Raw genomic sequence first — 13407 nt, forward strand, 5'->3', positions numbered from 1 at the left:
AGGCCCTCAAGCCTTCTGCGGCTCCCGCACCTTGTACCAAGCCACATACAACGCCGGTAAAAACAGCAGCGTCAGCAACGTCGCGACAATGATCCCGCCGATCATCGCGTAGGCCATCGGCCCCCAGAACACCTCCCGCGCAATCGGGATCATGCCCAGGCTCGCCGCCGCCGCTGTCAGCAAAATGGGCCGACGCCGATGGTTGGTCGCCTCCAGCACCGCATCCCACGGCGTATAGCCCTGCGCCTCGTACTCGTCGATCTGCGTCACCAGAATCACCGAGTTGCGGATGATGATGCCGATCAGCGCCAGAATCCCCAGAATCGCCACAAAGCCCATCGGCGTCCCGGTCGGCACCAGCGCAATCACCACACCAATCAGCCCCAGCGGCGCCACGCTCGCCACCAGGAACAACTTCTGCACACTGTGCAACTGAATCATCAGGAACGTCGCCATCAGGAACAGCATCAGCGGCACCACCTTGGCAATCGGCCCCTGGGCCTTGCTGCTCTCCTCCACCGTACCGCCCGTGGCCACCGAATAGCCGACGGGCAACTTGCTGGCGAACGCGTCGATCTGCGGCTTCAACAGCGCCACCAGGTCGGTCGGCTGGATCTCGTCGCGCACCGACGCCTTGATGGTGATGGTCGGTTTGCGATCACGCCGCCACACCAGCGGTTGCTCCAGCTCATAGCGCACCGTGGCAAACGCCAACAGCGGAATCGATGTGCCGCCAGGCGTGACGATCTGCAGGTTCTGCAAGGTCTGCGGCGAATTGCGCTCGCTGTCCTCGGCCCGCGCCACCACGTTGATCAGGTAGATGTTGTCGTGCACCTGGGTAATCGGTGCGCCGCTGACAATGCTGTTCATCACGTTCGCCACATCTTCCGACGACAGGCCCAACTGCCGCGCCTTGTCCTGGGCAATGTCGATGCGCAGTACCTTGCCCGGCTCGTTCCAGTCGTAAATCATCTCGCCGATGTGCGAATTGCTGTCGAGCAGGGTCGCCAGGTCGATCGCATGCTTGCGCACCTGGTCGATGTCCTTGCCGCTGACCCGGTACTGGATCGGCCGCCCCACCGGCGGGCCCATCTCCAGCGACTGTACGTTGCTGCCAATGCCGACGAAGTCCTGGCGCAAACGCTGTTGCAAGCGCTTCATCAGCCCCTCGCGCGCCTCGAAGTCCTTGCTGACAATCACCAACTGCGCGTAATACGGGTTCTGCAACTGCTGATCCAGCGGCAGGTAGAAACGAACCGCGCCCTGGCCGATGTAGGTGCTCCAGCGCACGATGTCCGGATCGCCCTTGAGCGTGGCCTCCAGGCGGTCCACCGCCTTGCGCGTTTCCTCGATGGAGGCGTTTTGCGGCAGGTTGAGGTCGACCAGGATCTCCGGCCGGTCGGACGCCGGGAAGAACTGGTTCTGCACAAAGCGCATGCAGAAGATCGCCAGGGCAAAGATCAGCACCGTGGCGATGATGGTCAGCCAGCGGTGGCGCATGCTCCACAGCAAACCATCGCTGAACAGTTTGCCGACCCGCCCGGGCTCCTCGCTGTGCGGTTTCACGTGGGTACTGAGGATGTGCACACCCAGCACCGGGGCAAACAGCACGGCAACGATCCACGAGACGATCAGCGCCACCGCGATCACCGCAAACAGGGTATAGGTGTACTCACCCGCCGAGCTGGCGTTGAGCCCGATCGGTACGAAGCCGGCGACTGTCACCAGGGTGCCGGTGAGCATCGGGAAGGCCGTCGAGGTGTAGGCAAAGGTGGCCGCCTGCTCCTTGGTCTCGCCCATTTCAAGGCGGGTAACCATCACCTCCACGGTAATCATCGCGTCGTCCACCAGCAGGCCGAGGGCGATGATCAAGGCACCGAGGGAAATCCGCTGCATGGTGATGCCGCTGTATTCCATGAACACGAAGACCATCGCCAGCACCAGCGGGATCGAGCAGGCCACCACCAGCCCGGCGCGCACCCCCAGGCTGACAAAGCTCACCACCAGCACGATCACCACGGCCTCGAACAGCGCACTGGTGAAGCCGCCAACCGCCTCCTCGACCACCACCGCCTGGTCCGATACGGTGTGTACGCCCACACCCACCGGCAGGTCCTGCGTCACCCGTTCCATGCGCTTTTGCAGCAACTCGCCGAATACCTGGATATTGCCGCCGGCCTTCATGCCGATGGCCAGGCCAATGGCTGGCACGCCGTTGTAGCGGAACTGCACAGTGGGCGGGTCGACGAAATCACGGCGGATCTCGGCAATATCGGCCAGCCGGTAGAAGCGGTCATTGAGCCGCAAATTCACCGCTTCAAGGTCTTTTTCCGAGGCAAACTGGCCACTGGTGCGCACCGAAATCCGCTCTGGCCCAGCCTCGATCACCCCCGCCGGGGTCACCGCGTTCTGCGCCTGCAACGCCTGCACCACCTGGCGCTGGTCAATGCCCAGGGCCGCCAGTTTGCGGGTGGAAAAGTTCAGGTAGAGCACTTCGTCCTGCTGACCGATCATCTCGACCTTGCCCAGGTTCGGCACTTCGTGAATTTCGGCGCGCACCTGCTCGACGTAGTCGCGCAACTGGCGGAAGTTCAAGCCGTCGGCCGTAAAGGCGTAGATCGAACCGAATACATCGCCGAACTCGTCGTTGAATGCCGGGCCCTGGATGCCCTGCGGAAACTGCCCGCGGATGTCCTCGATCTTCTTGCGCACCTGGTACCAGATCTGCGGAATGTCGGCCGCCCTGGTGGTGTCGCGCAGGTTCACATACACCGTCGACTCGCCCGGCCGGGTGTAGCTTTTCACATAGTCGAGGGAGTCCAGTTCTTCGAGCTTCTTCTCGATACGGTCGGTGACCTGGTACAACGTTTCGTCCTGGGTCGCGCCTGGCCAGCGCGTCTGGATCACCATGGTCTTGATGGTGAACGAAGGGTCTTCCTCGCGGCCCAGGTTCATGTACGAGAACACGCCCATCAACAACGCGACAAACATCAGATACCAGACGAACGACTGGTGCCGCAGTGCCCATTCGGACAGGTTGAAACTTCCTTTCATCGCACACTGTCCTCATCGACGATCACTTTTTGACCCGGTTTGAGACTGTTTACCCCCGCCGTCACCACCCGCTCGCCGACCTGCACACCCGAGGCCACGGTGACGCTCTGCTCGTTGCGTTCAAGCAGCGTTACTTCGCGCAGGGCCACGGTGTGCTGCTGCGGGTCGACCACCCACACGCGGGTGCTGCCGTCCTTGTCGAGCAGCGCCGAACGCGGCAGCTCGCTGCGCGGCGACACCGCCGAACTGAGCGTGACGCTGATCGCCGTCCCCAGGCGGAAGGCTTCCGGGGTACTCGCCAAGGTTAGCCGCGCGCGCCGGGTACGGGTGGCGGCATCGGCCTGCGGCTCGATCTCGCGCACGCTGGCCTTGGCGGTAACGCTCGGGTCGAGCTGCGACGCCACGAGGAACTCCAGCCCGCGGTTCAACTCGTCAGCCAGCGAGGTGGGCAGGTCGATCACCGCCTCCTTGATGTCCGGCCGCGCCAGGGTCACCACGGCCTGCCCGGCGCTGACGGTTTGCCCGGCTTCGGCCTGCCAGGCGGTAACCACTGCGGCGTGATCGGTACGCAGCTCGCTGTAGCCGAGCTGATCCTTGGCCTGAGTGAGCGCAGCCTTCGCTTGAGCGAGCGAAGCACCAGTGGTTTTCAGATTGGTCTGGGCGATGTCCAACTGCGCCTTGGCCCCCACCCCGCGGTCGTACAGCTGCTGCTGGCGGCGGGCATCGGCCTGGGCGTTGATCCACAGCGCCTGCACCTTGGCCAGCTCGCCTTCGGCGGCACGCACCTGGTTGCGCTGGTCGGTGGGGTCGAGGCTGGCGAGCACATCGCCGGGTTTCACCGCGCTGCCGACATCCACCCAGCGCCGGGCAATGCGTCCCGGCACGCGGAAGCCCAAGGTACTTTCAAAGCGGGCCTGGATCGACCCGGCAAAGCGGCCCAGGCGTTGCACGTCCTGCGACTGCACGATCAGCGACAGCACCGGGCGCACCGGCTCCGGCGCCTCATCCTGCTTCGCGCAGGCCAGCAACAGCAGGCACGCCGGCATCAGCATCAGCCACTTCATGGCGCCACCCCACTGTCTTTGGCATCGACCACTTCCACCTGCATATCCGGGTGCAGCAACTGGCCGCCGATCACCACCACCTGCTCGCCGCCCTTGAGACCGTCGCCGATCACGACCTTGCCAGTGAGGTAACGCACCACCGTGACCCTCTGCAGCTTGACCTGGTTGCCCTCGCCGACCACCCATACCGCCGGGTCGTGCACGTCCTTGGTCAGTGCCGACCAGGGCAACTCGACACTCGGTTTGCCCTGGCGGCTGGCGGTGGCACTGACCACCGAGCCCAGCTCCATGCCCGGCGGAACCTTGCTCAGGGTGATCTTGACCTGCACCGTGCCGCTTTGCGCCGACACTGTCGGGGTGACTTCGCGGACCTGGCCCTGGGCCTGGATGTCCGGGTTATCCACAAGCCTGACGGTCACCGTGCGGTTGCTTGACGGTGACACCAGCAGCGACTCGTAGACGTTGAACACCGCGTCGCGGTCGCCATCCACGGCCTGGCTGAAGATCGGCTCGGTGGCCTGCACCACCTGGCCAACTTCGGCCTGGCGCGCGGTAATCACCCCGGGCGCGTCGGCGATCAGCGCGGTGTAGCCGAGTTGTTCCTCGGCGTTGGCCAGTTGCGCCTGGGCTGCCTTCAGCGCGCTCTGGCTGCTACGCAGGTTGGCTTCGGCGGCGTCGTATTCGCTCTGGCTGGTGTAGCCCTTGGGCAGCAGTTTCTGCTGGCGGACGAAGGCGGCGGCGGTCTGGGTAACGCGGGCCTGTTCGGCGAAAACGTCGGCCTTGGCCGAGTCGACGTTGGTTTGCAGGTCTTTCGGGTCGAGCCGGGCCAACACCTGCTTGGCCGTGACGTGATCGCCCACATCTACGCTGCGCGAGATGATCTTGCCGCCGACGCGGAACGACAGATCGGTTTGCACCCGCGCCTGCACATCCCCGGTGAGGGTGACCGAAGCGCCGAAATCGGTGGGCTCCACCTTCTGCACCGCCACCCGTGGCCGCAGCGGTTCGACGGTTTTTTTCTGTTCGCAACCGCTCAGCGCGAGCAACAGGCCCAGGCCGACGATCAGGTTTGCACGCAACGCCGTCATGCAGACTCCTTTCACTCGCCAGTCGATTGGTAGATGCGACTGTTAGCGTAGATCAGGGTTCCTACAGCCGCTTGTAACATCGTGCTGGAGAAGGCGTCAGGCCAAACGCGGATGGAGGGACTGCGGGATGCGCCGACGTAACATTAGCCGGCATAGACTGTACATGGGGATGGATCGACAGCAGGCGCCAAGCCTTTTTCTACGCCTCAGTACATCGCGCAAAACCGGCAACCCGTACAAATACGCTCGGCGTTGTCATTCGCTGTGGATAACTCGCCAAGCAATGCCGATTTTTCCTGTTCGTCGCGCGGGATGTTTTCCGAAGCCTTCAATGTCCCGGCGTTCAGCGGCTCGCGGTTTCTGGAAAGAAAACTCAGGAAGCCGTCCTGCGCTTCGCTGGCCGCCTGGGTATTCCTGCGCTTCTCATACGTACTCAGCCGAGTTTGAATATGCCTGGCGCTCACTGCCGCGTCGTGCAGGCCCTTGCAATCGACATAGCAATAACTGCGCTCCTGAGTGAAGAACAACGTCACTGCATCGTCGGCGGCAAGCCCCTTGGCGACAAAGCCAGCCTTGCAGGTTGGCGGTAGCGAGCGTGGCGACTCGCATAGCCCTTCATTGCACTGCAAGCCTGCTGCGCAGGCATAGCGCTCGTCGAAATAGCGCGGCCCGTCGGCCGGCGTAGCGCAGGTTTCCCCGGCCAGACGCTGCGCCTGTGCGGCATAAACACACAACATGCACAACAACGCCGTGAGAAACATAGGATGCTTGCTAGTCATCGTGCGCGCCCATGACATGGTCTGCCTTGCATTCTTCGCTAATGCCGAACATTGTCTACTGGCAGAAATATCAGGTCGCCACCCAATACTGCGCTGCTGGGCCGTTAGATGCCCCGCCTTGCCTTGGCCGGCCAACTGACCACGGACATCCATGACCAGCTCCAGCGCTCGATCCTGTCACCGGGCCTGCCCGTCGAAGCGAACTTCTCCGTCAACGACGAGCAGCACTCGATCGCGCCTCAGCCCTGCCACTTGCCCCCTTCAACAATCACGCTTTCCGGCTTGGTATCGTCGCTCAATTGCTTGCGCACGTACTGGTCATATAGCTTCAGCAGGTACTTCTGCTCACCCAGACGCGCCAACTCGTTGTTAACCCAGTCACGCAGCTCGATGTTGCCCTTCTTCACTGCCGGGGCAATCGGTGCTTCGTCGCCCAGTTTCTCGGCCAGCACGCGGTAGCCCGGGTTCTGCTTCGACCAGCTGAACAGGATCAGGTTGTCCTGTGCATAGGCATCGCCACGGCCACTGGCCAGCGCCTGCAACGACTCGGTGTTTTTCTCGAACTTGAGCAGCTTCCAGTCTGGATGGTTCTGGGTCAGCCAGATGTCGGCCGTAGTGCCGGTAGTGACGATGGTGGTCTTGTCGGCCAGGTCGTCGAGCTTCTGCACACTGCTGCCGTCCGGCACTAGCGCCTGGACCGCCACCCGCAGGTTGGGGTTGGTGAATTCGACCACTTCCTTGCGCTCCGGCGTCACGGTCATGTTGGCCAGGATCAGGTCGACCTTGTCGCTCTGCAGAAACGGAATCCGGCTGGCCGGCTCCACGGCCACGAACTCGACCTTGTTTTCATCGCCCAGCAGCGACTTGGCAAACGCCCGGCCGATGTCGGTATCGAAGCCTACATAACGCCCGGTCTCGTCGACGAAGCCGAACGGCGGCTTGTCGGTGAATACGCCGACAATCAGCTTGTCGCGCGCCTTGATGGTTTCCAGGTAGCTGGTGGCCGGGGCCGCACCGGTGGCAGCCGGTTTGGCCGAATCCTCGGCCTTGTTGCAGCCGACCAGCAAGGCCAGGCCCAACAGCGACAACAACAGTTTCGAAGCATTGGCAGTTTTCATGACAGTTCCTTTGTGGGTTTCTCGGGCAGGCTTTCAACGAAGGAGAATTTCTCCAGGAACTGCTGCGCGCGTGCGGTCTGCGGGTTCGTAAAGAAACGCTCGGGGGGGTTCTGTTCAAGGATCCTGCCGGCCTCCATGAACACGATGCGGTCGGCCACCGCGCGCGCGAAGGCCATTTCGTGGGTAACGATCAACAGCGTCATGCCGTCGCGGGCCAGGCCCTGGATCACCTGCAGCACTTCCTTGACCATCTCCGGATCGAGCGCCGCGGTCACCTCGTCGAACAACATCACCTGCGGGTTCATGCACAGCGAGCGGACAATGGCGATGCGCTGCTGCTGGCCACCGGAAAGCTGCCGCGGGTAGGCATCACGCTTGTCCAGCAGACCGACACGGGCCAGCAAGTCTTCGGCCTGCGCCTGGGCTTCGCGGCGCTCGCGCTTTTGCACCTTGAGCGGGCCCAGCAGCAGGTTCTCCATCACGCTCATGTGACCGAACAGGTGATAACTCTGGAACACCATGCCGACCTGCTGGCGCACTTCACGCCAGTTGGTGGTCGGGCTCAGCAGTTCGCGGCCGTTCAGGCGCAACTGGCCACTGTGGGCGCTTTCCAGGCCGTTCAGGCAGCGCAGCAAGGTGCTTTTGCCACAACCGCTGGGGCCGAGAATCACCACCACTTCGCCAGCGCGAACCGCCAGGTCGACATCCTTGAGCACCTGCTGCTCGCCAAAAAACTTGTTGAAGCGGTTGAACTCGATCAGTGCGTTCATGCGTTCGCCCAGCGGCGCTCCAGCACGCGCGAGGCGGCCGACAGCGGATAACAGATAAAGAAGAAGAACAGGAACAGCGCGCCATAGATCAGCACCGACTCATAAGTGCGCTCGATGATCTGCTGGCCGACCTTGATCACATCGACCACGCCGATCAGCACCGCCAGCGAGCTGGTTTTGATGATGCGCGTGTAGATGTTGATGGTCGGTGGGGTCATGCGCTTGAGTGCCTGCGGCAACAACACGTAGCCATACAGCTGCGCCGCCGACAGGCCAATCGACAGGCCCGCCTCACGCTGCCCGCGCGGTAACGAGTGCAACGCGCCGCGCACCACCTCACCGACCTCGCTCGCCGCCCACAACGACAGCACCAGCACCGCACACCAGAACGCCGGGATGCTCAGGGCAAAGAAGATCGGCAAGCCGAAGAACAGCAGGTACAGCCAGACCAGCACCGGGATCGCCCGGAACAGCTCCAGGTACACCCGCAGTAGCAGCTTCACGCTGCGATTGCCCAGGGTGCTCAGCACCCCGTAGAGCACACCTCCCAGGGTACTGAAGAGAATGCTCAGTGCCGAAATCGACAGGGTTTGCGCCGCGCCTTGCGCCAGTTGCGGCAGCGACACCAGCAGTAACTCAAGACCCGAACTGGCCATGTTGCAGCCTCCGTTCCAGGCGGCTGAGCAGTAGCGACAACGGCAGGAACAACAGCACGCAGATCAGCGTCAGCACGGTCAGCATTTCGTAGGTTTTGTAGTACAGGGCGATGTAGCTCTTGGTGGTGTAGAGAATCTCCGGCACCGCTACCGCCGAGACCACGGTGGTTTCCTTGAGCAGGAAAATGAAGTTGGCGAACAGCGATGGCAAGCTGAGGATACCCGCCTGCGGCAGGATCACATGGCGCAACAGCTGGCCTTCCGACAGGCCGATCGAACGTCCCGACTCCAACTGCGCCACGGGCACCGCTTCCACCCCGGCGCGCAGCACTTCGGTGAGGTAGGCACCGCCAAGGAAGGTCATGGTGATGATTGCCGCCGCAAAGCCGGAAATTTTCAGCCCCACTGTAGGAAGCGCGAAGTACACGACAAACAGCTGAATCAACAGCGGCGTGTTGCGCGCCAGTTCCACATACAGCTGCACCGCGCGGTGCAGGTAGGGCGTGCGGTAAACCAGGATCGCCGCGTTCACCAGCGCCACCAGCAAGGAGGTGGCGATGGCGATCAGGCCGACCTGCAAGGTGACCCCGACCGCCTTGAGAAACGCGGGCAATGTGCTAAGGATAAAAGCGACGTCGAAGCTCATGGAGTAAGCCTCGGCGCACGCGCAGGGAGTGAAGGCATGACGGTCATCCAGGACCTGCCCGAGGGTAGACGGGCGGTTGATAGCAAGGTTGGGGTGTGCCGGTAAGCACGCTGGGTAAGACTCTAAAGGTATAAAAACAATTTTTTAAATACCCTTATTGCATATTGATATCACCCAATCTACTAACCGAAAAATTCCCACAAAGCCTTGGGATCTTTCCTGCAAAAACGCTCTCAAAGCCCCTGACGCCACTGGCTGCTCGTGGCCTATCCCATCAACAAGGACGATAACAATGATGAACAGCACCGCCCCCCTGCTCGACGCCGACGAACTGCTCAAATGGCTCACCGCCCTAAGCCGCGCCTTGAATCAGCAAGACTGAACCGCGCATGCAAAAACGCCGATGCGGCCAGCGCATCGGCGTTGTGTTTTCAGCAGGTGTGGTGCTGGCGAATTAGAACGCCGGCAATACCGCGCCGCTGTATTTCTTCTCGATGAAGGTTTTTACTTCCGGGCTGGTCAGGGCTTTGGCCAGCTTCTGGATAGCGGCGCTGTCCTTGTTGTCCGGGCGGGCCACCAGGAAGTTCACATAAGGCGAGTCGCTGCCTTCGATGACCAGGGCGTCCTTGGCCGGGTTCAGGCCCGCTTCCAGGGCGTAGTTGGTGTTGATCATGTCCAGGTCGACCTGATCCAGCACACGCGGCAGCATGGCCGATTCAAGCTCGCGGAACTTCAGCTTCTTCGGGTTCTCGGCGATGTCTTTCGGGGTTGCCAGGGCGTTTTTCGGGTCTTTCAGGGTGATCAGGCCGGCTTTCTGCAGCAGGAGCAGGGCGCGACCGCTGTTGCTGCCTTCGTTAGGGATCGCGACCGTGGCGCCGTCCTTCAGCTCGCTCAGGCTCTTGACCTTCTTCGAGTAACCACCGAACGGTTCGACATGCACGCCGATCACGGTTTCCAGGTGGGTGCCCTTGCCTTCGTTGAAGTTCTTCAGGTACGGCAGGGTCTGGAAGTAGTTGGCGTCCAGACGCTTCTGGTCGACCTGCACGTTCGGCTGCACGTAGTCGGTGAATACCTTGATTTCCAGGTCTACGCCTTCTTTGGCCAGGGTCGGCTTGATCAGCTCGAGGATCTCGGCGTGTGGCACTGGGGTGGCCGCGACCACCAGTTTTTCGCCCGCCTGGGCAAAACCGGCAACCGACAGGGCGGCGGCCAATGCAGAGAACAACAGAGCCTTTTTCATGCGCAGTCCTTATTCGAATCACGGCCATCGAGCGACGGCGAAAAGTGAGGTGCCTGGCCTTCAGCGGCTGGCGTGAGGCGGACAATACCGAGATTTTTTATTCCCGAACAATATCTTTTATTTAGCTGCTTATATCTTTTTTTCTGTTTTTGATGCGCTCGCTGCATCGCCCACCCTTCCGACAGGTCTAGCACGCAATCCGCAGCCGCCAGACCCGGCTTCAGCCGCCATTTTCAAGGGCTGCGATTGCAGCTGGCGGTGCAGCTTGGCAGGCGCGATAAGTAGGAACTTTCCCAAACACGAATGGGACATTTCCCTACCGTTGCCAACGCCCTTTTTAGCCACCGGAAAACCCTTACCCTGCGCCACTTCGACGACGCGCATGGAGAACAGTGGATGTTCCGACCCGCCAATGCCCCGCAGTTCACCCTGACCTTGTCCGGGCCCAGCCACGACTTTCAGGTGCTGGCCTTTACCGGCAACGAGGCCATCAACACGCCCTATGCGTTTGCCCTCGAATGCGTCAGCGAGCACCACGAGCTCGATCTCGAAAGCCTGCTCAACCAGCCGGCATTCCTTCGTTTCGGGCATGCCGGCGAAGGCATCCACGGCGAAGTCCAACACGTCGCTCAGGGCGAGGCCGGCAAACGCCTGGCGCACTACCACCTCACGCTGGCGCCGCGCTTCTCGAACCTGGCCCTGCGCATCAACCACCGGATCTTCCAGCACCGCACGGTGCCGCAGATCATCCAGCAGGTGCTCAAGGAGCACGGCATTCTCGGCGACACCTACCGCTTTCAGCTGGGCCCGAGCGAGTACCCACGGCGTACCTATTGCGTACAGTACGGCGAGTCCGACCTGCATTTCGTGCAACGCCTCTGCGAAGAGGAAGGCATTCACTATCACTTCCAGCACCTGCCCGATCGCCACCTGCTGGTTTTCGGCGACGAGCAGGTGGCCTTCCCCGAGCTCGGCCGGCCCACCCCCTACGTGCAGGACAGCGCCATGGTCGCCGCCGAGCCGGTGATCAACCGCTTCGGGCTGCGTGTGACCACCCGCATTACCGAGGTCAGCCAGCGCAACTACAACTTCGAAGCCCCGGCACGGCCGATCGAATCAGACAACCGCAGCGGCTTCAAACCGGCGCTGGAGCGCTACGAGTATCCCGGCCGCTTCGATCTGCACGAGCGTGGCCAGCACCTGACCCGACGCATGCTCGAACGCGACCGCGCCGACTACTGCCTGGCCGAGGGCAGCAGCGACCAGCCGAGCCTGCGCAACGGCCATCTGCTGAACGTGTCCGACCACCCGCGGCGCACCCTGAACGACCGCTGGTTGCTGCTGGCCATCGAACACCAGGGTTATCAACCGCAAGTGCTCGAAGAGTACTCGGGCAACCAGCAGGGCAACGCTCAAGGCCGGCAGCAAGGCTATCGCAACAGCTTCAGCGCCAGCCGTTGGGATGTGCCCTATCGGCCGCCACTACGCCATCGCAAACCGCTGATCCTGGCCACGCAAACGGCGGTGGTCAGCGGCCCTGCCGGCGATGAAATCCACTGCGACCAGTACGGTCGGGTCAAGGTGCAGTTCTTCTGGGACCGCAGCGACCAGCGCAACGAGCACAGCAGCTGCTGGGTGCGTGTGGCGTCCAGTTGGGCCAGCAGCCGCTATGGCGCGATCAGCATTCCGCGGGTGGGCATGGAGGTGGTGGTCAGCTTCCTCGAAGGCGACCCCGATCAGCCACTGATTACCGGCTGTCTGCCGCATGCCGAAAACCGTGTGCCCTACGACCTGCCGGCAAACAAGACCCGCTCGGTATTCAAGAGCCGCAGCAGCCCGAACAGCGAGGGCTTTAACGAGCTGCGCATCGAAGACCGCGCTGGCCAGGAGCAGATCTTCGTCCACGCCCAGCGCGACCTCGACAGCGTGATCAACCACAACGAGAGCCATAGCGTCGGCGTCGACCGGGTGCGAAACCGTACTGGTCGGCCAGCACCGCAACCGCACGGTGAAACGCAACGACACCCTGCTGGTGGGCGGCGTAAAGCAGGACAGCATCGGCAGCACCTACCTGATCGAAGCCGGTCAGCAGATCCGCCTGGTGTGCGGACAGAGCGTGCTGGAGCTGAACAGCAACGGCGTGATCAACCTCTACGGCAGCCAGTTCAATTTCTCGGTGGAAGGCAGCGGGCAGATCAACACCGGCGGCAACCTCGACATCAACCTGCCCGGCGGTGCCGCAGCCACCGCGCCGGGTGCCGACGGCATCAAGGCCGACATCGACGCCAAGGTCGAGGGCGTGTTCGCTGCGCCACCGCAGCCGGCCAGTTAAGCAAACGCATTCACTCAAAGGATTTCGACCCCCATGGACTACTTGCTACAGGAAGGCCGCCTGACCCTGCCTGACGGCTTCAGCGACCGCAGCGTGAACATGTTTATCCCCGGCAACGTGGTGCCTGCGGTGTTCAGCCTCACCGTCGGTCGCGACCAGACATTACCGGGGGAAAGCCTCGACCAGTACCTCGAACGCCAGCTGGAATTGATCGCCATCCGGTTGCGCCAGTACACCCGGCTGGGCAGCGCCGAGGTGTGGCTGGGAACCCAGGCGCCGTTGGCGGGTATGCAGGTCGACGCGCACTTCAACAGCGATGGCCGGGTTGTGTACCAGCGCCAGGCCGCCTTCCTGATTGCCGAAGAGCGCGTGCTGGTGTTCTCCGCCACCGCACAGAGCCCCTTCGATGCCGCACTGGACCAGACCTGGCAGGAGGTACTGGCGAGCTTCCAGGCGCACCCGTTCAACACCACGCCTTAAGGACGTCCACGAACACAGGGAGATGTGTGCATGTACGAAGCGGCACGGTTGCATGACGAAATTGCCCACACCTGTGCCCTTGGCGGGTTTCTCGCTGGCGCGGCGCTGGGCATTGCGCTGGTCGGCGCGGTGGCGTTTGCCACCGTCACCTGCGGTGCCGGGCTGGCGTTGATGCCAGTG

11 protein-coding genes are annotated in these 13407 nt (G+C 62.4%); 2 read left to right on the forward strand and 9 right to left on the reverse strand.

What is annotated here, in order from left to right; all coding sequences use genetic code 11:
- Nucleotides 1–6: 6 nt before the first annotated feature.
- The 9 genes from DCO48_RS13370 to DCO48_RS13410 form a co-directional block, all read right to left on the reverse strand.
- On the reverse strand, nucleotides 7–3054 hold the full coding sequence (locus tag DCO48_RS13370; protein WP_116551084.1) for an efflux RND transporter permease subunit: 3048 nt from the start codon (nucleotides 3052–3054) through the stop codon (nucleotides 7–9).
- Nucleotides 3051–4118, reverse strand: a complete 1068-nt coding sequence (locus DCO48_RS13375; RefSeq protein ID WP_116551085.1) for an efflux RND transporter periplasmic adaptor subunit — start codon at nucleotides 4116–4118, stop codon at nucleotides 3051–3053. The genes DCO48_RS13370 and DCO48_RS13375 overlap by 4 nt, the downstream gene beginning before the upstream one ends.
- Nucleotides 4115–5206: an efflux RND transporter periplasmic adaptor subunit gene (locus DCO48_RS13380; RefSeq protein ID WP_116551086.1), complete on the reverse strand. Its 1092-nt coding sequence runs from the start codon at nucleotides 5204–5206 to the stop codon at nucleotides 4115–4117. The genes DCO48_RS13375 and DCO48_RS13380 overlap by 4 nt, the downstream gene beginning before the upstream one ends.
- A gap of 206 nt (nucleotides 5207–5412) precedes the next feature.
- Nucleotides 5413–6138 carry a hypothetical protein gene (locus tag DCO48_RS13385; protein WP_116551087.1) on the reverse strand — a complete coding sequence of 242 codons (726 nt, stop codon included), beginning with the start codon at nucleotides 6136–6138 and terminating at the stop codon, nucleotides 5413–5415.
- Between the two features lie 86 nt (nucleotides 6139–6224).
- The gene (locus DCO48_RS13390; RefSeq protein WP_116551088.1) at nucleotides 6225–7103 is read right to left on the reverse strand and encodes a transporter substrate-binding domain-containing protein; all 879 of its coding nucleotides are present in this window, start codon (nucleotides 7101–7103) and stop codon (nucleotides 6225–6227) included.
- Nucleotides 7100–7873, reverse strand: a complete 774-nt coding sequence (locus DCO48_RS13395; protein ID WP_116551089.1) for an amino acid ABC transporter ATP-binding protein — start codon at nucleotides 7871–7873, stop codon at nucleotides 7100–7102. The genes DCO48_RS13390 and DCO48_RS13395 overlap by 4 nt, the downstream gene beginning before the upstream one ends.
- Nucleotides 7870–8529, reverse strand: a complete 660-nt coding sequence (locus DCO48_RS13400) for an amino acid ABC transporter permease (protein ID WP_116551090.1) — start codon at nucleotides 8527–8529, stop codon at nucleotides 7870–7872. The genes DCO48_RS13395 and DCO48_RS13400 overlap by 4 nt, the downstream gene beginning before the upstream one ends.
- The gene (locus DCO48_RS13405; RefSeq protein ID WP_116551091.1) at nucleotides 8510–9175 is read right to left on the reverse strand and encodes an amino acid ABC transporter permease; all 666 of its coding nucleotides are present in this window, start codon (nucleotides 9173–9175) and stop codon (nucleotides 8510–8512) included. The genes DCO48_RS13400 and DCO48_RS13405 overlap by 20 nt, the downstream gene beginning before the upstream one ends.
- Nucleotides 9176–9629: 454 nt before the next feature.
- On the reverse strand, nucleotides 9630–10415 hold the full coding sequence (locus tag DCO48_RS13410; protein ID WP_116551092.1) for a MetQ/NlpA family ABC transporter substrate-binding protein: 786 nt from the start codon (nucleotides 10413–10415) through the stop codon (nucleotides 9630–9632).
- A 396-nt stretch (nucleotides 10416–10811) separates the two neighbouring features.
- Between DCO48_RS13410 and DCO48_RS13415 the strand changes: the two genes are divergently transcribed.
- Both DCO48_RS13415 and DCO48_RS13420 read left to right on the forward strand, forming a co-directional pair.
- On the forward strand, nucleotides 10812–12821 hold the full coding sequence (locus tag DCO48_RS13415) for a type VI secretion system tip protein VgrG (protein ID WP_116551097.1): 2010 nt from the start codon (nucleotides 10812–10814) through the stop codon (nucleotides 12819–12821).
- On the forward strand, nucleotides 12781–13227 hold the full coding sequence (locus tag DCO48_RS13420; protein ID WP_116551093.1) for a DcrB-related protein: 447 nt from the start codon (nucleotides 12781–12783) through the stop codon (nucleotides 13225–13227). Before DCO48_RS13415 ends, DCO48_RS13420 begins: the two co-directional genes overlap by 41 nt.
- Nucleotides 13228–13407: the final 180 nt, after the last annotated feature.

It is taken from the genome of Pseudomonas sp. SDI (assembly GCF_003105155.1).
In the GTDB taxonomy this organism is placed as follows: domain Bacteria; phylum Pseudomonadota; class Gammaproteobacteria; order Pseudomonadales; family Pseudomonadaceae; genus Aquipseudomonas.